This is a genomic window from Bradyrhizobium sp. USDA 326, from assembly GCF_049739485.1.
Lineage (GTDB): Bacteria > Pseudomonadota > Alphaproteobacteria > Rhizobiales > Xanthobacteraceae > Bradyrhizobium.
This window is the reverse complement of the sequence record NZ_JBMGQA010000001.1, coordinates 1,831,903-1,857,117: the sequence shown is the minus strand read 5'-3', so window position 1 is coordinate 1,857,117 and position 25,215 is coordinate 1,831,903. Positions and strand designations below refer to the sequence as shown.

Below are 25,215 nucleotides of genomic sequence, written 5' to 3'. Positions count from 1 at the left end.
TGCGCGCGCCAACATGAACGGAGGATGAGCGAGGTTGCGGCATCGTTACGCAACCCCGTTCAGCTTGTGTTGGGGTTGGGGAACCTAACTTACGTTATGCGGGTTTTGAGAGGCATGAGCCTGTCCGCAGGCGTCCATTCCAGGTCCCAAAGGAGGGCCCAAGACATGTTCGAGCGATTCTCCAGATTTGCGGGCCGAAAGGCCGTTCTTGCCACCGCCGCGGTGCTGGCGCTGACCACAATTGCCCCGACCGCGTCATATGCGGGCGGTCGCCACTGGCATGGCGGCGGAGGCGGCGCGGCCGCAGCTGCGGCTTTCGCCGCCATCGGCACGGGTCTCGCCATCGCGGCCAGCCGCGATGCCTACGCCTATGACTACGGTCCGGGCTACGGCTATTACGGGGGGCCGGTCTATTACAGCGCGCCGGCCTACGGTCCCTATTATGGTCCGGGCCCGAACTACCAGTATCAGCGCTATGGCGGCACGGCTCCGTCCGAGTTCTGCGGCCAGGGCTACTATCAGAACTGCTACTAGCCCGAAATTCATGGATTGACCATGACGGGCCGTCGCGCTTGCCGCGCCGGCCCGTTCTCTGCTTTTATGGTCGCGCGTTAACGCGCTCGCCATTGGTTTAGAGTAGTTTTGAGTACCATGAGTGATTCGCTTGAGCGGCTATATCTGGCTGTGCTCGCGGCCAGAGATCTTGATCCGGCAACATCGCGCACCGCCCGGCTGTTTCAGCGCGGCCCTTCCAAAATGGCGAAGAAGCTGGCCGAAGAGGCCATCGAAGTCGTGATCGATGCGGTCAATGGCGATAGCGAGGCCGTCATCCGGGAAAGCGCCGATCTGCTCTACAATCTGACCGTTCTCTGGGCATCGGCCGGGGTACGTCCCGAGGACGTCTGGCGGGAGATGACGCGGCGTGAGGACATGCTCGGTATTGCCGAGAAGCTGCCGAAATCACCGATGAAGCTGCCCAAAGTCGCGTCACCGCGGGTTGCGGCCAGGCGGCCAATTGTCGCGCTCGAGGGCCGCGCAACGCGCAAGCGCCACTAGAAACCTCATTATTCGCCTCAATCTCGGCATGGACAAATCCGTCCCATGGTGCTTCATCGCGGCGCCATGCTGAAACGTATCTACGACTGGTGCATCGACGCCGCCCACAAGCCCTACGCGCTCTGGATCATGGGTGTCGTGTCCTTCGCCGAAAGCTCCTTCTTTCCGGTCCCGCCGGATGTGATGCTGATTCCGATGTCACTGGCGCGCCCGCAGCGTGCCTGGCTCTATGCGGCGGTCTGCACCGCGACGTCGGTGCTTGGCGGCATCGTCGGCTACGCCATCGGAGCGCTCCTGTTCGACTCGGTCGGCCAATGGCTGATCCAGGTCTATGGTCTCGGCGACAAGGTCGACGCCTTCCGCGCCTCCTATGCGGAATGGGGCGCGGTGATCATCCTGCTCAAGGGGCTGACGCCAATTCCCTACAAGCTCGTCACCATCACCTCCGGCTTTGCCGGCTACAACATCATCCTGTTCATCCTCTGCTCGATTATCGCGCGTGGCGGACGCTTCTTCGTCGTCGCGATCCTGCTCAACCGTTACGGCGACTGGATCCGGGTCAGGATCGAACGGCATCTCGGATTGTGGGTCGCGCTCGGTGCCATCGTGCTGGTGCTCGGCTTCGTGGTGGCGGTCAAGTTGATATAGGGGCCTTGGCGGCTTTGCCGCGGGGCTCGCTTCGGCTACGGTTGCGCCATGATGGTTCGATCCGGCAATCCGGCGGTGCGGCTCGGGACGCTGATATCAGCGGCGCTGCTGCTCCTGCTCAGTGGCGGCGGCATCGGGTGGACGCAATCTGCACCGTCATCACTCGGCCTCCAGCAACAGGGGCCGCAGGCCGCGCCGCCGCCCTCGACGCCGGCCCCTTCCGCCCCGCCGGCGCGCGACGAAAATCCCGGGCTGATCAATGAAATGGGCAAGCTGTTCGACAAGTTGCCCTCGATCCTGCCGCCGATCAAAAGCCCGAGCGAGACCATGAACGACCTGTCGCGGCTGGCCACGCCCTCGACCATGGTGTCGGGACGCGCGGTCTGCCCGATCTCGTCGAACGGCGCGCCCGACTGCAAGCAGGCGGCCGACCAGCTCTGCCAGGGCAAGGGTTACAAGGAAGGCAAGAGCCTGAACGCCGACTCCGCGGAAAAATGCTCGGCCAAGGTCCTGATCCCCGGCAGGCAACGCAAACCGGACGACTGCCGCACCGATACGTTCGTGACCAGCGCGCTGTGCCAGAACTAGAGGACATCGCGCGAGCAACAAGGAGCGCCCATGAGCCGGACGGAGCAGGATTTCCTCGGGCAGCGTGAGATCGCCGACGACATCTATTACGGCGTCCAGACCATCCGCGGGAAGGAGAACTTCCACATCACCGGCATTCCGATGAGCCAGGAGCCTTACTTCGTGAAGGCGCTTGGCTACGTGAAGAAGGCTGCCGCCATGGCCAATCGCGATCTCGGTGCGATCGACCCCAAGGTCGCGGAAGCCATCATCCTCGGTTGCGACCGCGTCATCGCCGGCGACATGATGGATCAGTTCGTCACCGATTTCATCCAGGGCGGCGCCGGCACCTCCACCAACATGAACGCCAACGAGGTGATCGCCAACCTCGCACTGGAAGCGCTCGGCTTCAGCAAGGGCGACTACCAGCACGTCAGTCCCAACGACCACGTCAATTACGGCCAGTCGACCAACGACACCTATCCGACCGCCTTCCGGCTGGCGCTGATCCTGCGGCTCGAGAGCTACATGACGGCGCTGCGCCAGCTCCAGGAGGCCTTCTTCGCCAAGGGGCGCGAGTTCGAGCGAGTGCTGAAGATGGGCCGCACGCATCTCCAGGACGCGGTGCCGATGTCGCTCGGGGCCGAATTCCGCGGGTGGGGCACCACCATCGGCGAGGAGGTCGACCGCATCTCGGAAGCACGCGCGCTGTTGCGCGAGATCAATCTCGGCGCCACCGCGATCGGCACCTCCGTCACGGCCGCGGTCGGCTATCCCAAGCTCGCGGTCCGGCACCTCAGCGCACTGACCGGCGTCGACTTCGTGCTTGCCGGCGATCTCGTCGAGGCGACCTCCGATACCGGCGCCTATGTGCAGCTCTCCGGCGTCCTGAAGCGCACGGCGAGCAAGCTGACGAAAATCTGTAACGATATCCGCCTGCTCGCCTCGGGCCCGCGCGCCGGATTCAACGAGATAAACCTGCCGCAGCTGCAGCCGGGCTCCTCGATCATGCCCGGCAAGGTCAATCCTGTTATCCCCGAGGTCGTCAACCAGACCAGCTTCCTCGTCATCGGCCTCGACACCACGGTGACGCTCGCGGCTTCCGCCGGCCAGCTCCAGCTCAACGTGATGGAGCCGGTGATCTCGTTCGCGCTGTTCTTCTCGATCCGCACCATGGAGCGCGCGGTCAACAGCCTGCGCGAGAATTGCGTGGTCGGCATCACCGCCAACGAGGAGCACACCCGCAACATGGTGCTGAACTCGCTCGGTATCGTCACGGTGCTGAAGCCGCTGCTCGGCTACAAGCAATGCGCCGAGATCGCGCGCGAGGGCTACAGGACGGGCAAGCCGCTGCACCAGATCGTGGTGGTCGAGCGCAAGCTGCTGACACAGGAGAAGTGGGACGAGATGTTCTCGTTCGAGCGGCTGATCAATCCGGATCTGGTCGGGTAGGCGGTCGTCGCATCGACCACCGGCGTTCATGGGTGATCGATGCTTTCTCCGCGCGTCATTGCGAGGAGCCTTGCGACGAAGCAATCCAGATTGTCTCCATGGAAAGAGACTGGATTGCTTCGCTGCGCTCGCAATGATGGAGGAGGCAGATGGGCTAAGAATTCCGCTGCTTGGAATTGCACCAGCCCCTCCGCCACGGCGCCAAAACGCAATACTTGACAGTGGAAAGATTGCCTTGTTGGTATGACGGCCAACCTTCGATTTTTGACCGTCAACAGAGGATCGTTTCGCAATGTCCATGCCTGCCTTGTTCAAAGGGCGCCTGTCGATCCCGGTGATCGGCTCGCCGCTCTTCATCATCTCGGTGCCTGATCTGGTGATCGCGCAGTGCAAGGCGGGTGTGGTCGGCTCGTTTCCGGCGCTGAACGCGCGGCCGCCGGAGCTGCTCGACGAATGGCTGGCGCGGATCACCGAAGAGCTCGCAGCGTACGACCGCGCCCATCCCGACAAGCCGTCGGCGCCGTTCGCAGTCAACCAGATCGTGCACAAGTCGAACAACCGGCTCGACCATGACATGCAGCTCTGCGCCAAGTACAAGGTGCCGATGATCATCTCCTCGCTCGGCGCGCGCGAGGAGCTGAACCAGGCCGTGCACGGCTGGGGCGGCATCGTCTTCCACGACGTGATCAACCAGAAGTTCGCGCACAAGGCGATCGAGAAGGGCGCCGACGGCCTGATCCTGGTCGCGGCCGGAGCCGGCGGCCATGCCGGCACCGTCTCGCCGCTGGCTTTCGTTGCCGAAACGCGAAAATGGTTCGACGGTCCGATCGCGCTGTCGGGAGCGATCGGCAACGGCAAGGCCATCCGCGCTGCACGCATTCTCGGCGCCGACTTCGCCTATATCGGCTCAGCGTTCATCGCGACCAGGGAGGCCAATGCGGTCGAGAAGTACAAGGAGATGATCGCCGGCTCGAGCGCCGACGACATCGTCTATTCCAACCTCTTCACCGGCGTGCACGGCAATTATCTGAAGCCCTCGATCCTCGCGGCCGGCATGGATCCCGACAATCTGCCGACCTCCGATCCCTCCAAGATGAATTTCGGCACCGACGCCTCCGGCGAGCGCGCCAAGCCGAAGGCCTGGAAGGAGATCTGGGGAAGCGGACAAGGCATCGGCAGCATCGACAAGGTCGTCCCCGCCGCCGAGTTGATCGCGCGCTTCAAGAAGGAATACGACGAAGCGGTCGATCCGCCGTTATAGTTCTCGTGTCCCGGACGCGATGCAATGCGTAGCATTGCTCCGCAGAGCCGGGACCCATCGTCGCAACGCCTGGACCCCGGATCAGCAGCGCACCGCTACGCGCTGCGCAGCGTCCGGGGAACGTCAACTGAGACTGATTGAAAACGATGTCCCCCATCTACCGCGTCGACGGCAACAGCGTCATCACCAGCCCGGATGCCGCCGGTCCCTGGGATAGGCGCATGCAGCACGGCTCGGCGCCGGCTTCGCTGGTGACGTGGGCGGCCGAACGCATTCCGACGCCTGTCCCGATGGACATCGCGCGTGTCACCATCGATCTGATGCGGCCGGTGCCGGTCGCGCCGCTGACGATCGCGACGGAGGTTCTGCGCGAGGGCCGCAAGATCCAGCTGTGCGGGATCAAGCTGCTCGCCGATGGCGTGCAGGTCGTCGGCGCCACCGTGCTGAAGGTCAGGCGCCAGGCGCTGAGCCTGCCCGATGACGTCGAGGAGCTGCCGGTCACGTTGCCGTTGCCGGAGGACTCGCTGGTCGAGGACGGTCACGCCGCGACCAGCCCGTTCGTGCGATCGGTCTCGATGCGCGCCGCGCGCGGCCGCTTCGGCCAGGCCGGCGCCGGCGCGATCTGGTTTCGTGTCGACCATCCACTGATCGAAGGTGAAGCGGTCTCGCAGGCGATGCGCGCCGTGGTCGCCGCCGACTTCTCCAACGGCACCGCCTCGACGCTCGACTTCCGCGCCTGGACCTACATCAATGCCGATCTCACCGTGAACTTTTCGCGCCAACCCGTCGGAGAGTGGATCTTGCTCGATGGCGAGTCGTGGATCGGTCCCGACGGCGCCGGCCTTGCGATGTCCCGGCTGGCGGACCGGCAGGGCTATTTCGGCCGGGCGGTGCAGAGCCTGGTGATCGAGAAGCGGTGAGCGTGACGGCTAGCGTCGCTCTTGGAGCCGATTGAACGGCAAGCTTCCGCCGCCGCGGAAGGGATGCTTGCCATCCTACCAGTTCACAGACCGTAGAAGATCTTGATCCCCCACAGCACCACGATAATAGCCGTGATCAACGTAACCGCGGCGACTGCACTTTCCAGGGAAGCGACTCTCATGTCTTACTCCGCTTCCCAGCCCCGTCAGCGGTCTAGGTGATTCCCTGATTCGCCGGCAATTGCGCGTGCATTGCCGTCGCATACTCCGTTGCGCGCTGTGGTGCCGGGGCCACAACGACACCGTAAAATCCCGGGGTATTTACCCCACCATCCGGTCCCGCCCGGTCCAGAAGCCCGCACGCAATACCTTTGTCACAAGCCGGGAACGACGCTAGCACAGGGATTGCGGGAGGGAACGGCAAAGCCCGCACAGGGAGGCATGCATGCCACCGGATCGACTGCAACGCTTCCGCGATCGTCTCGCGCTGCCGCTGATCGCGGCGCCGATGTTTCTGGTGTCGGGCGTCGAGCTCATGGTCGCGTCTTGCCGCAACGGGGTGATCGGCAGCTTTCCCACCGCGAATTGCCGCGATACTGAACAACTCGACGCATGGCTCACCGAGATCGGCACGCGGCTGCGGCAGCATGAAAATCAAACCGGGCGCAAGGTCGCGCCGCTCTGTCCGAACCTGATCGTGCACCGTTCCAATGCGCGGCTCGCAGAGGATCTGGCCGTGCTGCTGCGACATGGACCGGAGATCGTCATCACCTCGGTCGGATCGCCCGCCCAGGTGTTGAGGCCGCTCCATGATGCCGGGGCGTTGGTGCTGGCGGATGTCGCCTCGATCCGCCACGCCGAGCGTGCGGCGGAAGCCGGCGCGGACGGGCTGGTGCTGCTCACGGCGGGCGCGGGCGGGCAGACCGGCTGGCTCAACCCCTTCGCCTTCGTCCGCGCGGTGCGCGCATTCTACGACGGCATCATCGTGCTGGCGGGCGGCATCAGCGATGGCCGCGCGCTGCAGGCCGCGGAGGTGCTGGGCTGCGATCTCGCCTATATGGGCACGAAGTTCATTGCGACGCGGGAGAGTATGGCGGACGACCGCTACAAGCGGATGCTGGTCGAGAGTAGCGCCGACGACATCGTGCTCACCACCGCGTTCACGGGCTTGCAGACCAGCATGCTGCGGCCGTCGATCGTCGCCGCCGGACTTGATCCGGACGATCTGCCGGCGCGCGGCGCGATCGACATCGTCAAGGACATCGACGTCGCCGCGCGCGAGAACCGGCCCAAGCGCTGGCGCGACATCTGGAGCGCCGGGCACTCCGCATCCGGGGTGACCGAGGTGCTCGCGGTCGACGATCTCGTCGCGCGGACGCGTGCGGAATATCGAGAGGCGGGTGGGCGGTAGATGTTCTCCAGCCCCGGTCACAGTTAATCGAGCGCGCCTCCGCGCGCCCGCACTTAACGGCAGATTAACCATCGCCCGCCAAGAATCCCCTTCACGGCCGCCAACCAGGACCGAGAGGGGGACAGGCGATGGACTTCGATTTTCTCAACAGCAAGTCAGCTGCGACGATGGACGAAATCCGAGTCCGCGTCGCCCATGCCCTGGCCCGCCACCCGCTGTGCCGCAACGTCCGTTTCGACATCGTCAGCGTCCCCCGCACCCGCCGCGGCGGCAATTGGACGGTGACGCTGCAATCGGTCGAGCCGCGTGCGGTCTGGGAGGCCTCGGAGATCGTAGCCGACATCCAGGATGCCTATGATCTGGCAGCCGCCGCCTGATTTCCTTGGGGCTTTGGGGGTGATGTCGCCGCAGTCCGCGCGATTGCCGCTGCAATGGCACGGTTAAGCCTTATTTATCGCCCAGTTTTTGGGGCAGTGATCACGTGGACTTGAAGTCGGACGCGGAGAGACGTTTGTCGAAAGCCATCACTATCGTCGCGCTGACCTGTTTCCTCGTCCTCGGCGCCGCCACCACCGCCATTCTCGGCCGCGACAGCGTGCCCAGCGTCAGCGCCGAGATGATTGACCAGACGCCCCCGGCCAAGCCGCTCGCAACCAACCGCGCCGCCAAGGCCGACCGTCTGGTTCCGACACTCGCGCTGGCCTCGGCGGCGATCGAGCCGGTCCAGGTGGCCGCCGACAAGCTTTCCCAGGCGCCCGTCCTGACCGAACCGCTGCGTCAGGCCTTCGCCGCCGCCACGCCCTCCGATTTCCCGATGCCGAAGGCAAGCGCGAACGAGGCGCCCGCCGCGACGGAGGTTCCTGCCGTTGAGGTTCCGGCCAAGCCGAAGGTGGTTGCCAAGCCGCAGCCGCATAAGGCCTATTCGCTGCTGTCCGACGGGCAGATCGCAGGCATCAGGGACCGCCTGAAACTGTCGTCGTCGCAGGAATATTACTGGCCCTCAGTGGAGACCGCGCTGCGCAACGTCGCCCGCAAGATCCAGGCGAACAAGCTGTCGAATCCGAATGCGCCGCCCAGCGCGCAGATCGATCCGAATTGCGACGAGGTGCAGCAGTTGAAGTCGGCCGCGATGCCGCTGTTGTTCCAGCTCCGTGACGACCAGAAGGAAGAAGTGCGCAAGCTCGCTCGCCTCATCGGGCTCGAGAAGGTCGCGCAGCAAATCTGATCTGCGTGGTTTCCTCTTTGAGGAGCCGCGACCATCAGGAACATCTGGCAATCCCCACGCGTTGCCCGCTCCAAAGAGGGAGTGGATGAATGCGCGCCTCGACCGCCTATTTTGTCGGTGCCGGAACCATCATCGCGGCCATCGCCATTGGTCTCGGCGGCGGTATCGTTGCCGGCAACATCATGAATCCGGTCGCGTCCAAGCAGGAGCCTGATACCGGCAAGGTGGCGCAGCGCACGGCAACTCCCACGCCGGCTCCCATGCCGGCGAGCACCAACGCTCCCTCCGAGCGCGTGAACTATCTCACCGGCTCGCAAGCTTTTGGCGCGATGATCGCCGCGCCCGCGCAGACCGAAGCAAAGCTTGAAGCCGCAAAACCCGACACGCAAACCACGCCGGCGAATGCCGCACCGGCGCCGCAGCCTTTGCAAGCCGCAGCGGTCGAGCCGCCCAAGCCCGCCGCTGCGTCACAGGCCGCAAAGCCTGCCGAGCAGCAGGTCTCGACCGAGCCGTCGTCATCACCGAACAACGCCTATGCCAAGGCGAGGGATTCCGATGTGAAGCGTGCAGCGTCCGAACGGCGCCGAGCCGAGCGCCGCGAGCGCTGGGCCGAGCGCCGCTATTATCACGAGTCCCGCGAGCCACGCGGCATGCGCGATCGCACCGATTGGGATGACGTCGCGCGCAACATCCGAGAAGATTCCGAGGCGCGCGATTACGCGGGCCGTCCGCGCGGCGGCTTCCCGCAGATCAAGCTGTTCGGGCCTGACGACGATTAGCACCTGACGCGGGGATCGAGCGGAGCAGTCGCGCCGGCGACCGTCACGTTATGCCCGCGCGCCGCAAGCCTTCGAGATAATGCGCACGATCCTCTTCGCGCAGCATCGGCAGTTCGCGCGTGATCCAGGCAAGCGAGACCTCGGGCTGGGCGCGGCGCAGGCCTTCCAGGGCGGACGCCGCGAGCGCCGGATCGCCCAGCATACCGGCAGCGGCGGTCAGCACGCGGTGTGCGCCGACGAAATCTCCGCGCTGGCGCATCGATTCCCGTGCCATCTGGACGGCTCCCTCGTAGTCGCGGCCGACGAACCGGGCATAGGCCGCAACCCCGCAATAGATCGACGCGAGCGGGTCGCGCGGACTGAGCCGCAGCGCGCGACGGGCGGCGGCATCGCCGTCCTGCCATCGTCCGGCATAGCAAAGCGTCACGCCGTGGAAGGCATGCGCCATCGCGAAATTCGGGTTGAGCCTCAAGGCCAATTCGAATTCCGCCAGCGCGTCGTCGAAGCGGCGGCGGAACAGATAGGTGTAGGCGAGGCCGTGATGGGCCCAGGCATCCTCGCGATCGGCCTCCACCGCCGCGAGCGCCGCACGTTCGGCAAGCGGCAAGGTCGCGGCCATGTCGGCCCAGCCCATATGCGCGCCGAAGATATGGCTGGTCGCGAGCAGGCCCAGGGCCTTGCCATAGGCGGGATCGATCGCGACGGCCTGTTCCAGCAGCCCTTGCGCGGCGGCATTGTCCTCGCGGGTGATGCGCCAGTAATGCGACAGGGCGCGCATCACGAGGTCCCATGCATCCAGGCTGCCCGGCGGCTTCTGCTGGGCTCGGAAGCTTTCGGCGGCATAGAGCTGCGGCTCGATCGCGGCGACGATCGCCTCGGTGATCTCGTCCTGCACGGCGAAGATGTCGGCAAGCTCTCGGTCGTAGCGTTCGGCCCAGAGATGGCTCCCGGTCGAGACGTCGTTGAGCTGGGCCGAGATGCGCACCCGCTCGCCGCTGCGCCGCACGCTGCCTTCGACCACGTAGCGCACTCCGAGTTCCCGCGCGACCTCGTGAATGTGCACGGCGCGGCCCTTGTAGACGAAGGAGGAATTGCGCGCGACGACGAAGAACCATCGCAGCTTCGACAGCGCGGTGATGATGTCCTCGCTGATGCCGTCGGAGAAATAATCCTGCCCGGCCTCGCCGCTCATATTGGTGAAGGGCAGCACGGCGATCGCGGGGCGCTCGGGCAGCGCGAAGGTGGCCTGAGCCTGGGCGACACGGACCGGCTCCGGCGCGACCGCGCCAACTTGTGTCTGGACATCACCGACGAAGCGAAAACCCTTGCGGGTGATGGTGCGGATCAGCTCCTGGCTCGCGCCATTGTCGCCGATCGCCTTGCGCGCCGCATTGATTCGGCTGGTCAGGGTGGATTCGGAGACGCTGCGCCCGTGCCAGATCTTGTCGATCAACTCGTCTTTGCTGACCACCCGGTCGCGGTTCTGCATGAGGTGGACGACGAGGTCGAAAACCTGCGGCTCCACGGCAATGGGAACCTGCTCGCGGCTCAGCTCGCGCCGGTCGGTATCGAGAAGGTGATCCCGGAACAGGAACTGCACTTCGAAAACTCAGGCCTCATTTGTGAAATCGGGCACGCAAAATGACAAAATGAAATTTGGATTGAAAATCATGTGTCTGTCGAAGGGAGCGCTTGGTTCATCGCGATTGCGTGATGGCAGCCATGTCCGTCTCGGAGGGGAATACAACCGCAGCTGGAATGTTGCGGTCGCAGGCCGCCGAGATTCCCACCACAATCAATCCGTCATCCAGAGGTGCGAGGCGTAGGCTGCCCAGCAGCGTACGCGGAGCCTCGAAGGATGAACGGCCACGATGCAGCCGGGCCGTCCATCCTTCGAGGCCTCCGCTTCGCTCCGGCACCTCAGGATGACGGGCGATGGCGCGACGCTTGTCGGGCCGGACGAATGTGTGGCGAATGGTGAATGTCCATTGCCGAAATGCGCGGCCTGCGTAAGCTGCCGCCACACAAAACACCAACCACGAAGAAACGCACCATGCCAGCTTTCCCCGCCTCCACCACCGTGCTCGACTCCATGCTGTTTCGCGACGCCTTCGGTACGCCTGAGATGCGCGAGGTGTTCTCCGACGTCGCGACGGTCGCGCGCTATGCCGAGGTCGAGGTGGCGCTGGCGAAGGCGGAAGCGAAGTGCGGTGTGATCCCGCAAGAGGCGGCCGCGGCGATCGCGGCGCGGACCGACGTCGCCGCGCTCGATTTCGATCTGCTCAGGCAGGAGACCGATGTCGTCGGTTATCCGATCCTCCCTTTGGTGCATCAGATGGTGAAGCAATGCGGCGAGGCCGGCCGCTACGTGCACTGGGGCGCCACCACGCAGGACATCATGGACACCGCCGTGGTGCTGCAACTGCGCGCCGCCCTCGAATTCGTCGAACGCGACATCGCCGAGCTGCGCAAGATCCTCACCGAGCTGTCGAAGCGCCATCGCGACACGGCAATGGCGGGCCGAACCCATCTCCAGCAGGCCCTGCCGGTGACCTTCGGCTACAAGACCGCGATCTGGCTCGCGATGTTCGACCGCCACGCCGAGCGGCTGGCGCAGCTCAAGCCGCGCGTGCTGGTCGGCCAGTTCGCCGGCGCTGCCGGCACGCTGGCCTCGCTCGGCGACAAAGGCTTCGAGGTGCAGGAGGCGCTCTGCGCCGAGCTGAAGCTCGGCGTTCCCGCCTCGACCTGGCATGTCGCGCGCGACGGCTTTGCCGAGGCCGTGAACTTCCTTGCGCTGGTCACCGGCTCACTCGGCAAGATCGCGCTCGACATCATGATCATGGCCTCGACCGAATTCGCCGAGCTCTACGAGCCTTTCGTCAAGGGGCGCGGCGCCTCCTCGACCATGCCGCAGAAGCGCAATCCGATCTCTTCGGAGCTGATGCTTGCCGCGTCCAAGGCGGTGCGACAGCACGCCGGCCTGATGCTCGACGCCATGGTGCAGGACTTCGAGCGTGCCACGGGGCCGTGGCACGCCGAATGGATGGCGATCCCCGAAAGCTTCGTGCTGACCGCTGGCGCGCTGCACCAGGCGAAGTTTGCGCTCGCAGGTCTGATCGTGGACGAAGCAAAGATGAATGACAACCTCGCCATCAGCCGCGGCCTGATCGTGGCCGAAGCGGTCATGATGGGACTTGCGCCGCAGATCGGCCGGCAGGAGGCGCATGACGTGGTCTATGATGCCTGCCGTCGGGCCAACGAGAAGGAGATGAGCCTTGCTGATGCGCTGGCCGCAGATTCACGGATATCGAGCCGCATCGACCGTGCCACAATCGAGGCACTCACCTCACCGAAAAATTACCTCGGGCTCGCGCCCGCCATGGTCGACCGGGTGCTGAAATCGGCAACGCGTTGAAAACCAAAATGCGTGAAACTGCGTATCTTTCGTGCGTTGCAAGACGCTCGCACACTTGTGTCTTGCGATGCTAGACTTAGATTGAGCGAGAGACTTTCGGCAGAGGGCCCGGCATGACTGACCAACGCAATATCGCCACTCCCATCGATCCCGCGAAGCTCGACCGGCTGGCCGAGGTGGCGGTGAAGGTGGGCCTGGGCTTGCGGCCGGGACAGGATCTGCTTCTGACGGCGCCCGCGATCGCGCTGCCGCTGGTGCGGCGGATCGCCGTGCATGCCTACAAGGCCGGCGCGGGCCTCGTGACGCCGATCCTGTCGGACGAGGAGATGACGCTGGCGCGCTATCGCCATGGCCACGACGCCAGTTTCGATCGTGCCGCCGGCTGGCTCTACGAGGGCATGGCCAAGGCGTTCTCGGACAACACCGCACGGCTCGCCATCGTCGGCGACAACCCGATGCTGCTGTCGGGCGAGGATCCCTCCAAGGTGGCGCGCGCGAGCAAGGCGAATTCGATGGCCTATCAGCCCGCGCTGGAGAAGATCGTCAATTTCGACACCAACTGGAACATCATCGCCTATCCGAGCCCGTCCTGGGCGAAGCTGGTGTTCCCGGATGATCCCCAGGACGTCGCGGTCGGCAAGCTCGCGGATGCGATTTTCGCCGCGTCCCGCGTCGATCGCGAGGACGCGATGGGCAATTGGGCGAGCCACAATGCGGTGCTGCGCGAGCGCACCAACTGGCTCAATGGCCAGCGCTTTCGCGCGCTGCAATATTCGGGTCCCGGCACCGACCTCACCATCGGACTTGCCGACGGCCACGAATGGGAAGGCGGCGCCTCGCTCTCCAAGAACGGCATCAGCTGTAACGCCAATATCCCGACCGAAGAGGTCTTCACCACGCCGCATTGCCGCCGGGTCTACGGCCATGTCGTGAGCTCGAAGCCGCTGTCCTATCAAGGCACGCTGATCGACAACATCGCCGTGCGCTTCGAGGACGGCAAGATCGTCGACGCAAAAGCCTCGCGCGGCGCCGAGGTGCTGAACAAGGTGCTCGACACCGACGAGGGCGCCCGGCGCCTCGGCGAAGTGGCGCTGGTGCCGCATTCTTCGCCGATCTCCCAGAGCGGGCTGTTGTTCTACAACACGTTGTTCGACGAGAACGCAGCGTCTCACATCGCGCTCGGCCAGTGCTATTCGAAATGCTTCGTCAACGGCGCCCAGCTCACGCCGCAGCAGATCGCGGCGCAAGGCGGCAACCAGAGCCTGATCCATATCGACTGGATGATCGGCTCGGCCGAGACGGATATCGACGGCATTTTGGCGGACGGCAGCAAGGTGCCGGTGTTCCGCAAGGGCGAGTGGGCGAAGTAGCCTGCGGTAACTCTCTTCGGTAGCGGACGAGCCGCGCCGCCGCGGCCGGTGCATCGGCCGCAACGGCGTTGCCGGGCTTCGTCCCAGTGCCGTTGCGCGCTTTGTCGCACCCGGGAAGGACCGGGTCATGTTCGCGGATTTGCAAGGGAATTGCGACGTTAACCGTTTGCACCTGTCGCTTCCGGTAGATTTTCGAAATCGATGTAAGAAAGAATTAGAAACGGGCGACTAGCGTCCGAGCATCTTTCGAGACACTCCCGGCCGAGATTCGGCCGCAAATATCATTTCCCGAGGAAGCAGATGTCATTGATTGAAGTCGGCAATTTCAATGTGGACCTCGAGCTGCGGCCGATCGAGCCGTCCTGGATCATCGAGGGCAATCCGGTATCAAGCTCCCGCGTCCTGTCGACCAGCGCCGACGGCACCGCCCAGACCATCATCTGGCACTGCACCGAAGGACGCTTCAACTGGTACTACGACATCGACGAGACGATCATGATCATGGAAGGATCGATCGTGCTCGAAAGCGACGGCATGCCGCCCAAGCGCTACGGGCCCGGCGATGTCATCTTCTTCCGCGACGGCGCACATGCCAAATGGCACGTCGAAGGGCACGTCAAGAAGATCGCGTTCTGCCGCAAGACCAATCCGGTGATGATCGGCTTCCTGATCCGCGTCGTCAACAAGCTGAAGAAGATGTTCGTCTCCACCGGCGAGCGCCGTCCGGCCTCGCTGATGGGTGCCGGTTAAAGCGGACATAGCGCTTCAAGGACGCTTCCCAGCGGCCACGACGAAGAGGGGCGGGATCAAGATCCCGGCCCCTCTTTTCGTTTCGATATCATGGCCAGCCTATGGCCTGCGCCGTCGTGCTCTGACCTCCACCATTAACCGCCAATCCCGTGCTGCTGCGGACTTGGCCTCGCCGAGCCAATGGAAGGAGTCCTGGCTGATCCCGGTGAAGCTCCAGCGCGTCAGCTCGCCGGCTTCGGTGGTGCCTTCCTGCACGATGTCCTTGCCGCGCGGGCGGCCGATCTGCTGGCGGAACACGCAGCGCGCGGGATCGAACCAGGAGATCCGCCACGCGGAAATGGCGGGGTCATAGACGCGCAGCGTCGTGCCGTACCAGTTTCCGGCGATCGGGAAGGCGGCCCCGTCTGCAGCGCGGGGGATGATCCAGACGTCCTGCACGGCGCGCCCTTCCAGCACCCAGCCAAAATGGATCTCGCCGGGCGCCACGTGTTTCGTTCCGCCGGGCCCGTGGGCCGTGATCTCGGCATCCCAGTCGCCGACGAAGCGGCCGTAAAGCTGAAGCGCCGCTGCGTGCTCGGGATTCGGTCCGTCCGCGTGCAACAATCTCGCAAAATCGGTCATGTCGATCTCCTGTCGCGAGGAGATCAGCACCAAAGGTCGACAGTCGGCTTGGAGAAAATTGCGCCTCAGACCCCGTCGAGGATGATCACGGTCGGCTTCGGCGGCAGCGCATCGCGCGACATCCGGAACGAGCGCTCTATGCGCCGGTCGATCTCGAACTGCTGGCCGATCCGGCGCATGAAGTCGTCGAGCGGGGTGGCGAAGCGATGCATCGGCAGCACCACCGAGGCGCGCAGCCGCTTGGTAATTTCGGAGATGCCGTCCAATGACATGGTGTAGGTGCCGTCGATCGGCACCATCACGATGTCGAGCCGTCCGATCTGGGCGAAATGGCTGTCGTCCAGCTTGTGGTGGAGGTGGCCGAGATGGCCGATGCAGAGGCCGGCGGCCTCGAAGATGAAGATGGAATTGCCGTCGCGGATCATGTCGCTGCCGGCATCGTCGGCGAAATAGCGGCGGATGTCGGTCGTGACATTGCGGATGAAGGTGTCGCTGATGCGCTGCGACACGATCGCCGGCTTGCCGTCATCGCTCCACCCATGCAGCACATGGGGAATGCGCTTGTCGGGATACAAGGAATAGTGCGTGCTGTGCGCCCGGTTCATGGTGACGACGTCGGGCAATCGTCCCACCTGGTATGCGCCGCTATAGTCGGTCGCGATGCGCAGGCCGGCGGGCGTGTCGATGAAATAAGTGGAATGGCCGGCATAGGTGATCTCGACCTCGCTCGCTGCTGCGGCCCGCTGGAACGCGGCCGGCAGCGCGCGGGGAGCCGCGTTCGCCATCGCGAGGCATTCGCTGCGTTGAAGCGGCTGCTGGGCCAGCGCAGGAGCCATCAACCATCCGAGGAAGGCAATAGCCGTCAGCACCAATCGAGACATGAAGCACCGTCCGCCACTCATCACCGACATTTCGAGTGTAGCGACGAATGGTCCTGGCGTCATGTGCCGCCGGCCAATCGCGCCAATCCGCCGCTCGCCTCGATCAGTTTCACGGCCCTGTTGTCGAAGGAGACGAAGGTCTCGGCTCCAAGCCAGTTGCCCTCGTGGGCGATGACGCCATCAGCGAAATCACCTCCGGCGTCGAGGAACGCCAATCCGGCTTCGGCCGCGGGCCGGTCTACGACCGTATTGGAAGCATCGATCAAGTGCCGGATCGAAGCCGCGATGTCGGCAGCCGACGTCTCGTAGCCGCGAGAGAGAACCCAGGTCAGTTCACATAATGCGGGGATCGAAATGGCGATGAGGTCGGCCTTCTCGAGAAGGGCTTCGGCCACTTTGCTCTGTTCAGCATGATCGCGGACCAAAATTCGCACCAGGACATTGGTGTCGGGTGTTATCTTCACCGCTTGCCGGCCCAGCCCTCGGCGATGACCTCGTTCATTTCCTCGATCGACAGCGATCGATTGTTGGTCTTTCCTTTCAGGAAACCGAAGGCATCCGAGATCTTCCCGGCGGGTCGCGCGGCTTTCACCTCGACCCGTCCTCCGGGGAGTTTCTCGATCGAGATCTTGTCGCCCGGATGCACGCCAAGGTGCTCCAGGAGGTCCTTGCGGAGCGTAACCTGCCCCTTCGCGGTGACGGTCAGCGTGCTCATCCGCGTCTCCTTGTTGCGTCAATTAGTAAGGCAATTTAGCCTTACTTTCAAGGGAAACCATTTCCGCCCTCACTCTCGTCTCGGGCTGAACTTCCAAGTGATCGCGACGAGGCCCGCGGTAATCAGGCCGCTGATGAGGCCGGCCAAGGGCAGGGCGAGCAGCAGGGCCGCGCTCGCCGCCCAGCCGATCGAGGAGAAGGCCTCGGCGAAGGTCGCCAGCCGCGACGAGGTCTGGCGGCGGCGGAATTGGCTGCGCCGGGCCTGCACCCGGAACCAGAGCTGGATCGCCGTCGCCGAGGCCGCGGCGATGACGATCGCGCCGGCGCTGATGGCCGCCTGGAACGGCGAGGCGAAGGCCAGCGCCGCGACCAGAGGGCTGAAGATCACGGCGATTGCGATCAGCACCACGTCGATCTTGGCGCGGATGACGCTGGATGACATCAGCGGCGCTGTGGCGACGAGGTCAGGGGCGTCCTCGCCCGAGATCGTCAGCCAGGCCAGCCCGCCGGCCAGCTGTCCGGCCGCCATCACGATGACAGGCGTGATCAGCGTCAGCGCCGCGGAGCTGTCGGCAAAGTTGCGCCAGAGCAGCAAGGCCGGCGGCACCAGATAAAGCAGCTGCATCAGAGTCTGCGAGATCAGCCAGGGATCGCGCCAGAGCAGCATGAACTCCTTCCGTCGCAGCGCCTGCTGGCGCGAACCGCCACGGAACGGGCGCTTTCTGGTGCGGACGCGGCCGGATGCGCCATGCGCCGCCGCATCGATCGCGGTGTCGGCGAAGCGGTGCGAGAAGATCGCCATCACGCCGCCGAGCAGCACGAGAGCCAGCGCGAGAAGCAGCAGCAGGGCCTCATGGTCGCCCATCGTTGCCCGCGCCGGCCACCACCAGATGCTGTCGATTTCGGGCGCGTAGGCGGCAAGGCTCCCCGAGGTCAGAATGGTGAAGCGCGACAGCGTGCCGTAGGACATGATGGCCGCGACCTGGACCGCGATCACAAAGCCCGCGCCGATGATCGCGGCGAGAATCTGGGCGATCAGGCGCGTTCGCGCCGGGCCGATCAGGCGGAACAAGAGAATGGTGACGGCGATCGCGATCGCCGCGGCCGACAGGGCCATCGCAACGACGACGCCGAAGGCGGCAAGCCAGCGCGCGCCGCCGCCGATCACCAGCACGTCGATGAACGGTGTCGAGAACAGCAGCGCGAGCACGGTGACGGTCAGCGCGATGGCGGCGATGCGGACCGAGAACAGATTGGCGAGCCGCGCCGGCGAGGACATGATCAGGTCGAGATCGGCGCGGGCGTAGAACACCCGCGTCACCGATTCGATTGCCTGCGACAGCATCAAGGTCCAGGCGAAAAGGATCGTCGCCGAAATCACGATCAGCGAGGACTTGTCGAGCGGCAGCTGCAGGTCGGCGAAACGGCCGATCACCGCCCAGGCCGGCAGGTGCAGCAGCGCGGCGAAGCAGAGCAGGCCGATGACGGTAGCGCGCGCCCGCTTGCGCCGCCCGCCGGTCATCATGGCGAACCATTCGCGCCAGGCGAGCCGCAGCTCGTGGCGGGCAAACCACGACAGCGCCGTCGCCGAGTTCATGCTGCGGCCTGAAGCGTCACCAGCGCGATGAAGAGATCCTCCAGGCTGGTGTCGGCATGACCGTTCTGCTGACGCAGCTCGGTGAGCGTACCTTCGGCGACCAGGCGCCCGGACGCGATCACGCCGATGCGGTCGGCCATGCGCTCGGCGACCTCGAGAATATGCGTGGTCATGATGACGGTGCAGCCGGTGCGGACGCGCTCGCTGAGCAGGCCCTTCACGTGGCGTGCTGAGACGGCATCGAGCCCCGTCAGCGGCTCATCGAGAATGATGAGGCGGGGATCGTGCACCAGTGCCCCTGCGAGAGCGACCTTCTGGCGCATGCCCTTGGAAAAGCCCTCGCAGCGCTCGTGCCTGTGCGCCTCGAGCCCGAGCGAGAAGAGCAGCTCTTGCGCCGCCGGTTCCGAGGCCGATGGGGTGATGCCCCAGAGCCCGGCGACGAACTCGAGATATTCGAGCGGGGTCAGCTTGTCGTAGATCATGGGCTCGTCGGAGACCCAAGCCATTGCCTGCTTGGCGGCAACCGGGTTTTGCAGCGCATCGATGCCGAAGATCGAGACCGCGCCGGCATCGGGGCGCAGCAGGCCCGCAACCATGCGCAACGTCGTGGTCTTGCCGGCGCCGTTGGGGCCGACCAGCGCGTAGAATTCGCCGGCATCAATGGTGAGATCGAGGCTGTCGACCGCCGGACGGTCAAAACGCTTCGTTAACCCTCGGACTTCCAGCGCCGAGTCGTCCGGCTTCATGATGGCCACACCATCCGGTTTTGCATGCTCCGAGACCATGCCCCGAAGATATTTCGGCACGGTGAATCGTTTTGACGCAAATTCCTCATCCGGGATCGACCAAAGGCAAGTCACCGTTTGTTGACAGCACGCGGGCGTTCAGGCTGAATTGGCGCCGGGACAAATGGCGCTAACGCAGCGAAACGACTGCGTAGCGACTGGACACAAGATGCGGCGAGGCGGTCAGGAAGAACCGCCGGCTGCATCGGGAGGACGCGCGTCGATGCTGGATTTTGTTCAGCAGCTGGTCAGCGGTGTTGCGCTCGGCTGCGTCTACGGCCTGATCGCGCTCGGCTTCGTGCTCGTCTACAAGGCCACCGAGGTCGTCAACTTCGCCCAGGGCGACCTGATGATGCTGGGCGGCTTCTTCGCCTTCACCTTCATCGGCATGATGGGCCTGAACTACTGGATCGGCTTTGCCGGTGCGGTGGCGGCGATGGCTCTGTTCGGCATGGTGGCGGAGCGCGTCGTGGTGCGGCCGATCCTCGGCTATCCACAGTTCTCGATCATCATGGCAACGATTGGGCTGGGCTATTTCCTGCGCTCGGTCGCCGGCATGATCTGGGGCACCGACGACCTGAAGATCGAGACGCCGTTCAGCCAGGGCGTGCTGCGGATGGGCTCGCTGGTGGTCGCCTACGACAAGCTCTCGGTGATCGCGGCGACGATGATCCTGTGCACGCTGCTGTGGCTGTTCTTCAACAAGACCACGCTTGGCACCGCGATGCGCGCCAGCTCCGAGAACATGCTCGCAGCCTACTATATGGGCATTCCGGTCAAGCGCGTGGTGTCGGTCGTCTGGGCGATCAGCGCGGCGGTCGCGACCTGCGCCGGCGTGCTGCTGGCGCCCATCACCTTCATCCACTCGAATGTCGGTCTCGTGCTCGGCCTCAAGGCGTTTCCTGCCGCCGTGCTCGGCGGCTTCGGCTCGATCCCGGGCGCCGTGGTCGGCGGCGTCCTGATCGGCGTGATCGAGAGCATGGCCGGCTTCTACCTGCCCGAAGGCTGGAAGGACGTCGCGCCCTATGTCGTGCTGCTGACCGTGTTGCTCTTGAAGCCCGAAGGCTTGTTCGGCCTCCACGTCCGCAAGAAGGTCTGAACGCCATGCGCTTCCTGTTCAAGACCGACTACGAAGACGACATCAAGCTGTTCCCGCATTCGGGCTACGTCGTGTCCTACGGCATCCTGCTCGCGCTGCTGCTGATCGCGCCCTATGTGCTCTCCAGCTATCTGATGAGCCAGCTCGTCTTCGTCTGCATCTATGCAATCGTCGGCGTGGCGCTCTTGATCCTGACCGGCTTCACCGGCCAGGCTTCGCTCGGGCACGCTGCGTTCCTCGCGATCGGGGCCTACACCGCGGCCTATTTGCAGACATACAACGTGCCGTTCCCGGTCTACTTCCTCGCCGCCGGACTCTTGACCGGCATCATCGGCGCGATGGTCGGCTTTCCTGCCCTGCGGCTCACCGGCATTTATCTCGTCATCGCCACCATCTCCTTTGCCCTGATCGTCGAGGAGATCCTGGCGCGCTGGGAGAGCGTCACGCATGGCAACGAGGGCATGCGGGTCAAGACGCTGTCGCTGCTCGGCGTCACCGTGCCGCGCGACAGTCCGACCTTCTATTACCTCTGTCTTGCCGTGCTGGTGCTGACCATCGTCGGCACGCTAAACCTGCTGCGCTCGCCGACCGGCCGTGCCTTTGTCGCGATCCGCGACAGCGAAACGGCGGCGCGCAGCATGGGCGTCAATGTCGCGCTCTACAAGGTGAAGTCCTTTGCCATTTCGGCGGCGATCACCGGTTTTGCCGGCGTTCTGTTCGCGCACAAGCTCTCCTTCATCTCGCCGGAGATGTTCACGCTGCAGCTCTCGATCGAGTTCATCATCGTGATCCTGATCGGCGGCACCTTCAGCCTGCATGGTGCGGTGCTGGGCGCGATCTTCATCGTGATGATCGACCCGTTCCTCACCTATCTCAAGGACGACATGCCCGGCATCATCGCCGGCATCGCCGCGACCTTCGGCGCTGGCCCGGCCACCGCGGGAAGCATCCAGTCGAGCGTCGCGGCTTTCGCATCGCTCAACGGCCTGAAAGGCGCGATCTACGGCATCATCATCGTGTTGTTCGTGCTGTTCGAGCCCCTCGGGCTCTACGGCCGCTGGCTCAAGATCAAGCTCTTCTTCCAGCTGTTCCCGCTCTACAAGCGCGCCACCTTCAAGCGGCAGAAGATCTACGTGAAGTCGGAGCGCAACCGATGAGCTATTTTCGCGCCGAGAACCTGTCGCTGCATTTCGGCGGCCTCAAGGCCGTCGACGCGGTCTCGTTCGCGGTCGAGAAGGGCGAGATCCTCTCGATCATCGGGCCTAACGGCGCAGGCAAGAGCTCGATCTTCAACCTGATCTCGCGGATCTACCGGCCGACCTCGGGCCGCATCTTCTTCGAGGACCAGGACATCACCGAGGAGCCGCCCTACGACATCGCCAAGCTCGGCATTGCGCGCACCTTCCAGAACATCGAGCTGTTCGAGAACGCGACCGTGCTGTCGAACCTCCTGGTTGGCCGCCACCGGCACTCGACGACGCAGCTCTGGCAGGAGCTGCTGTTCCTGCCGAGCGTGCGGGCCAACGAGAAGGTGCATCGACGCCGGGTCGAGCAAGTCATCGAGTTCCTCGATCTCGAACCCTATCGCGACAAGCTGATCTCGGGCCTGCCCTACGGCGTGCGCAAGGTCATCGAGCTGGCGCGGGCGTTGTGCTCGGAGCCGAAGCTGATCCTGCTCGACGAGCCGTCCTCCGGTCTCAATGTCGAGGAGACCGACGACATGTCGTTCTGGATCCGCGACCTGAAGAACGAGCTCGGCGTCACCGTGCTGATGGTCGAACACGACATGTCGCTGGTCAACCGCGTCTCCGACCGCGTCATCGCGCTGAACTACGGACGGGTGCTGGCGATGGGCTCGCCGGCCGAGGTGCAGCAGCACCCCGACGTCGTCGCTGCGTATCTGGGAGCCTGACGCAATGGACGCGACCGCGACGCCCGAGACCATCCTGAAGCTCTCGAACATCGAGAGCTATTACGGGCCGATCATGGCCATCCGCGGCATCTCGCTGGAGGTGCCGCGCGGCCGCATCGTCACGTTGCTGGGCGCCAACGGCGCCGGCAAGACCACGGTGCTGAAGACCATCTCAGGCATCCTCGACCCGCAGAAGGGGACGATCGAATTTCTGGGCAGGCCGATCCAGCGCATGGAAGCCGACCGCATCGTGCGTCTCGGCCTCAGCCACGTGCCGGAGGGGCGCGAGGTGTTCCCGTTCCTTTCCGTGCGCGAAAACCTGATGATGGGCGCCTATCCGCGCAAGGACAGGGACGGCGTGGCGGAGGATCTGGAGCGCGTCTACGGCTATTTCCCGCGCCTGAAGGAGCGCATCAACCAGCCGGCCGGCCAGCTCTCGGGCGGCGAGCAGCAGATGCTCGCGATCGGGCGTGCGCTGATGAACCGGCCGACGCTGCTCCTGCTCGACGAGCCCTCGCTCGGCCTGTCGCCGCTACTGGTGAAGGAGATCTTCACCATCATCCGCCGCGTCAACGAGGAGCAGGGCATGTCGATCCTGTTGGTCGAGCAGAACGCCAAGGTGGCGCTGGAGACCGCACATTACGGCTATGCGCTGGAGATCGGCCGTATCGTAATGAACGACAGCTGCGACCGCTTGATGCATTCCCAGGACATCCAGGAGTTCTACCTTGGCGCCAAGGAAGCGGGCGCGCGAGGCGAGCGGCGCTGGAAAAAGAAGAAGACGTGGCGGTGAGGAAGAGCTGGCAGTAAGATGAGCTTGCCATCCGCAACATAGACCGCCGGCAAGGCAGGCAGCGGAGGCCGGCGACAAGGAGGGAGGAGAGGCGCATGGCCCGACCGGCGGTGCTGACGGTCGCTGACACGATCGCGAAGAGCTTCTTGCGGGCCGCCGAGACGCGGGGCGACAGCCCGGCGATCCGCGAGAAGAAATTCGGCATCTGGCAACCGACGAGCTGGCGCGAATGGCTGGAAATCTCGAAGGAGATTGCGTACGCGCTCCGTGCGATCGGATTCATGCCGGGCGAAGTCGCCTCCATCGTCGCCAACGCGGTTCCGGAATGGGTCCACGCCGACACGGGCATCCTGTGTGCCGGCGGCGTCTCCTCCGGAATCTATCCGACCGATTCCTCGTCCCAGGTCGAGTATCTCGTCAACGATTCCCGCACCAAGGTGATCTTCGCCGAGGACGAGGAGCAGCTCGACAAGATCCTCGCCTGCCGCGCACGTTGCCCGTCCCTGCAGAAGATCATCATCTTCGACATGGAAGGCCTTAGCGGCTTCTCCGACGACATGGTGATGTCGATCGACGAGTTTCGCGCGCTCGGCCGCAACCACATGGTCGGCCGCGAAGCGCTGTGGCAGGAGATGATCGACAGCCGCGGCGCCGGCGATCTCGCGATCCTCGTCTATACGTCCGGCACGACCGGTCCGCCCAAGGGCGCGATGCACGCCAACCGCAGCGTCACGCACCAGATGCGGCACGCCAACGATTTCATCCCGGCGCGGGAGGACGAAGACCGGCTGATCTTCCTGCCGCTCTGCCATGTCGCCGAACGCATCGGCGGCTACTACATCTCGGTCGCGCTCGGCTCGGTGATGAATTTCGCCGAGAGCCCGGAAACCGTGCCGGACAATTTGCGCGAGGTGCAGCCGACCGTCTTCCTCGCGGTGCCGCGCATCTGGGAAAAGTTCTACTCCGCCATCACCATCGCGCTGAAGGATGCGACGCCGCTGCAGCAATGGGTCTATCGGCGCGCGATCGGCATCGGCTACCGCATGGTCGATTGCCGCCTCGAGGGCAGGGCGCCGCCGCTGTCGCTGCGTCTTGCCAACCGCATCGCCTACCAGGTCGCGTTCCGCAACATTCGCCGCATGATCGGGCTCGACCGTTGCCGCATCGCGTTCACCGGCGCGGCGCCGATCGCGCCGGAACTGATCCGCTGGTATCTGGCGCTCGGCATCGACGTGCACGAGGTCTACGGCCAGACCGAGAATTGCGGAGTCGCCACCATGATGCCGGCGGACAGGATCAAGCTCGGCTCGGTCGGCACCGCGGTGCCCTGGGGCGAGGTCGCCCTGTCGCCTGACGGCGAGATCCTGATCAAGGGCGACTTCCTGTTCATGGGCTATCTGAACCAGCCGGAGAAGACTGTGGAGACGATCGATTCCCGCGGCTGGCTGCACACCGGCGACGTCGGCACCATCGACAATGAGGGCTTCGTCCGCATCACCGACCGGATGAAGGACATCATCATCACCTCCGGCGGCAAGAACATCACGCCCTCCGAGATCGAGAACCAGCTCAAGTTCTCGCCCTACATTTCGGATGCGGTCGTGATCGGCGACAAGCGGCCCTATCTCACCTGCCTCGTGATGATCGACCAGGAGAACGTCGAGAAGTTCGCCCAGGATCACGACATCCCCTTCACCAACTACGCAAGCCTGTGCCGAGCGAGGGAAATCCAGGACCTGATCTGGCGCGAGATCGAACAAGTCAACGGCAATTTTGCCCGTGTCGAGACCATCAAGAGGTTCTACCTGATCGAGCGCCAGCTCACACCGGAGGACGAGGAGCTGACGCCGACCATGAAGCTGAAGCGCGGCTTCGTGAACAAACGCTACGCTGCCGAGATCGAAGCGATGTATCGCGAGCGCGCGGTGGCGTGACGCATGCGCATGACCCGGAAAAGTG

At 64.5% G+C, this 25,215-nt stretch carries 26 protein-coding genes; 19 read left to right on the top strand and 7 right to left on the bottom strand.

Going from position 1 to position 25,215, the window contains the following annotated elements:
* Window positions 1–165: 165 nt before the first annotated feature.
* The 11 genes from ABIG06_RS08880 to ABIG06_RS08830 all read left to right on the top strand — a co-directional run bounded on the left by ABIG06_RS08880 (window position 166) and on the right by ABIG06_RS08830 (window position 9,319).
* Window positions 166–534, top strand: coding sequence for a hypothetical protein (locus ABIG06_RS08880; RefSeq protein ID WP_370135664.1), 369 nt, complete (start codon window positions 166–168; stop codon window positions 532–534).
* Window positions 535–651: 117 nt separating this feature from the next.
* The gene (hisE, locus tag ABIG06_RS08875; protein ID WP_124159391.1) at window positions 652–1,056 is read left to right on the top strand and encodes a phosphoribosyl-ATP diphosphatase; all 405 of its coding nucleotides are present in this window, start codon (window positions 652–654) and stop codon (window positions 1,054–1,056) included.
* A 45-nt stretch (window positions 1,057–1,101) separates the two neighbouring features.
* Window positions 1,102–1,704, top strand: a complete 603-nt coding sequence (locus tag ABIG06_RS08870) for a YqaA family protein (protein WP_193374339.1) — start codon at window positions 1,102–1,104, stop codon at window positions 1,702–1,704.
* A 48-nt stretch (window positions 1,705–1,752) separates the two neighbouring features.
* Window positions 1,753–2,292 (top strand): hypothetical protein, encoded by a 540-nt coding sequence (locus tag ABIG06_RS08865; RefSeq protein ID WP_370135660.1) that lies wholly within the window; start codon window positions 1,753–1,755, stop codon window positions 2,290–2,292.
* A gap of 30 nt (window positions 2,293–2,322) precedes the next feature.
* The gene (locus ABIG06_RS08860) at window positions 2,323–3,723 is read left to right on the top strand and encodes an aspartate ammonia-lyase (RefSeq protein WP_370135658.1); all 1,401 of its coding nucleotides are present in this window, start codon (window positions 2,323–2,325) and stop codon (window positions 3,721–3,723) included.
* 292 nt (window positions 3,724–4,015) lie between these two features.
* Entirely contained in the window at window positions 4,016–4,984 is a 969-nt protein-coding gene (locus ABIG06_RS08855) for an NAD(P)H-dependent flavin oxidoreductase (protein WP_370135655.1), read from the top strand.
* Between the two features lie 146 nt (window positions 4,985–5,130).
* On the top strand, window positions 5,131–5,904 hold the full coding sequence (locus ABIG06_RS08850; protein WP_370135652.1) for a thioesterase family protein: 774 nt from the start codon (window positions 5,131–5,133) through the stop codon (window positions 5,902–5,904).
* A gap of 445 nt (window positions 5,905–6,349) precedes the next feature.
* The gene (locus ABIG06_RS08845; RefSeq protein WP_370135649.1) at window positions 6,350–7,315 is read left to right on the top strand and encodes an NAD(P)H-dependent flavin oxidoreductase; all 966 of its coding nucleotides are present in this window, start codon (window positions 6,350–6,352) and stop codon (window positions 7,313–7,315) included.
* A 128-nt stretch (window positions 7,316–7,443) separates the two neighbouring features.
* On the top strand, window positions 7,444–7,692 hold the full coding sequence (locus tag ABIG06_RS08840; RefSeq protein ID WP_124159385.1) for a hypothetical protein: 249 nt from the start codon (window positions 7,444–7,446) through the stop codon (window positions 7,690–7,692).
* A 134-nt stretch (window positions 7,693–7,826) separates the two neighbouring features.
* Complete coding sequence (locus ABIG06_RS08835; RefSeq protein ID WP_370135646.1) at window positions 7,827–8,540, top strand: hypothetical protein; 714 nt, start codon at window positions 7,827–7,829, stop codon at window positions 8,538–8,540.
* 89 nt (window positions 8,541–8,629) lie between these two features.
* Window positions 8,630–9,319: a hypothetical protein gene (locus ABIG06_RS08830; protein ID WP_370135643.1), complete on the top strand. Its 690-nt coding sequence runs from the start codon at window positions 8,630–8,632 to the stop codon at window positions 9,317–9,319.
* A 43-nt stretch (window positions 9,320–9,362) separates the two neighbouring features.
* Here the strand turns inward: ABIG06_RS08830 and ABIG06_RS08825 are convergent, their stop codons facing one another.
* Window positions 9,363–10,919 carry a winged helix-turn-helix domain-containing tetratricopeptide repeat protein gene (locus ABIG06_RS08825; RefSeq protein ID WP_370135640.1) on the bottom strand — a complete coding sequence of 519 codons (1,557 nt, stop codon included), beginning with the start codon at window positions 10,917–10,919 and terminating at the stop codon, window positions 9,363–9,365.
* A gap of 453 nt (window positions 10,920–11,372) precedes the next feature.
* On the opposite strand from ABIG06_RS08825, the gene pcaB reads away from it, so the two are divergent.
* From pcaB to ABIG06_RS08810, 3 genes are all read left to right on the top strand, one after another.
* The gene (pcaB, locus tag ABIG06_RS08820; protein WP_370135637.1) at window positions 11,373–12,734 is read left to right on the top strand and encodes a 3-carboxy-cis,cis-muconate cycloisomerase; all 1,362 of its coding nucleotides are present in this window, start codon (window positions 11,373–11,375) and stop codon (window positions 12,732–12,734) included.
* A 113-nt stretch (window positions 12,735–12,847) separates the two neighbouring features.
* Window positions 12,848–14,104, top strand: coding sequence for an aminopeptidase (locus tag ABIG06_RS08815; protein WP_370135636.1), 1,257 nt, complete (start codon window positions 12,848–12,850; stop codon window positions 14,102–14,104).
* 300 nt (window positions 14,105–14,404) lie between these two features.
* A complete protein-coding gene (locus ABIG06_RS08810) occupies window positions 14,405–14,854 on the top strand; it encodes a cupin domain-containing protein (protein ID WP_124159380.1) in 450 nt (149 codons plus the stop codon).
* Between the two features lie 99 nt (window positions 14,855–14,953).
* Here ABIG06_RS08810 and ABIG06_RS08805 read toward each other — a convergent pair whose 3' ends face one another.
* The 6 genes from ABIG06_RS08805 to ABIG06_RS08780 all read right to left on the bottom strand — a co-directional run bounded on the left by ABIG06_RS08805 (window position 14,954) and on the right by ABIG06_RS08780 (window position 19,413).
* Window positions 14,954–15,475 carry a hypothetical protein gene (locus ABIG06_RS08805; RefSeq protein ID WP_370135633.1) on the bottom strand — a complete coding sequence of 174 codons (522 nt, stop codon included), beginning with the start codon at window positions 15,473–15,475 and terminating at the stop codon, window positions 14,954–14,956.
* A 65-nt stretch (window positions 15,476–15,540) separates the two neighbouring features.
* A complete protein-coding gene (locus ABIG06_RS08800; RefSeq protein ID WP_424578257.1) occupies window positions 15,541–16,356 on the bottom strand; it encodes an MBL fold metallo-hydrolase in 816 nt (271 codons plus the stop codon).
* 59 nt (window positions 16,357–16,415) lie between these two features.
* On the bottom strand, window positions 16,416–16,820 hold the full coding sequence (locus tag ABIG06_RS08795; RefSeq protein ID WP_370135632.1) for a type II toxin-antitoxin system VapC family toxin: 405 nt from the start codon (window positions 16,818–16,820) through the stop codon (window positions 16,416–16,418).
* A complete protein-coding gene (locus tag ABIG06_RS08790) occupies window positions 16,817–17,071 on the bottom strand; it encodes an AbrB/MazE/SpoVT family DNA-binding domain-containing protein (protein ID WP_124159376.1) in 255 nt (84 codons plus the stop codon). The genes ABIG06_RS08795 and ABIG06_RS08790 overlap by 4 nt, the downstream gene beginning before the upstream one ends.
* A gap of 69 nt (window positions 17,072–17,140) precedes the next feature.
* Window positions 17,141–18,667 (bottom strand): permease, encoded by a 1,527-nt coding sequence (locus ABIG06_RS08785; protein WP_370135631.1) that lies wholly within the window; start codon window positions 18,665–18,667, stop codon window positions 17,141–17,143.
* Window positions 18,664–19,413: an ABC transporter ATP-binding protein gene (locus ABIG06_RS08780; protein ID WP_370140808.1), complete on the bottom strand. Its 750-nt coding sequence runs from the start codon at window positions 19,411–19,413 to the stop codon at window positions 18,664–18,666. The genes ABIG06_RS08785 and ABIG06_RS08780 overlap by 4 nt, the downstream gene beginning before the upstream one ends.
* A gap of 262 nt (window positions 19,414–19,675) precedes the next feature.
* On the opposite strand from ABIG06_RS08780, the gene ABIG06_RS08775 reads away from it, so the two are divergent.
* From ABIG06_RS08775 to ABIG06_RS08755, 5 genes are all read left to right on the top strand, one after another.
* On the top strand, window positions 19,676–20,551 hold the full coding sequence (locus ABIG06_RS08775) for a branched-chain amino acid ABC transporter permease (RefSeq protein ID WP_370135629.1): 876 nt from the start codon (window positions 19,676–19,678) through the stop codon (window positions 20,549–20,551).
* 5 nt (window positions 20,552–20,556) lie between these two features.
* Window positions 20,557–21,708 carry a branched-chain amino acid ABC transporter permease gene (locus tag ABIG06_RS08770; RefSeq protein ID WP_370135628.1) on the top strand — a complete coding sequence of 384 codons (1,152 nt, stop codon included), beginning with the start codon at window positions 20,557–20,559 and terminating at the stop codon, window positions 21,706–21,708.
* A complete protein-coding gene (locus tag ABIG06_RS08765) occupies window positions 21,705–22,463 on the top strand; it encodes an ABC transporter ATP-binding protein (protein ID WP_124159372.1) in 759 nt (252 codons plus the stop codon). The genes ABIG06_RS08770 and ABIG06_RS08765 overlap by 4 nt, the downstream gene beginning before the upstream one ends.
* A 4-nt stretch (window positions 22,464–22,467) precedes the next feature.
* Complete coding sequence (locus ABIG06_RS08760; protein WP_424578256.1) at window positions 22,468–23,256, top strand: ABC transporter ATP-binding protein; 789 nt, start codon at window positions 22,468–22,470, stop codon at window positions 23,254–23,256.
* A gap of 95 nt (window positions 23,257–23,351) precedes the next feature.
* Window positions 23,352–25,190: an AMP-dependent synthetase/ligase gene (locus ABIG06_RS08755; RefSeq protein ID WP_370135625.1), complete on the top strand. Its 1,839-nt coding sequence runs from the start codon at window positions 23,352–23,354 to the stop codon at window positions 25,188–25,190.
* The last annotated feature ends 25 nt before the right edge of the window (window positions 25,191–25,215 follow it).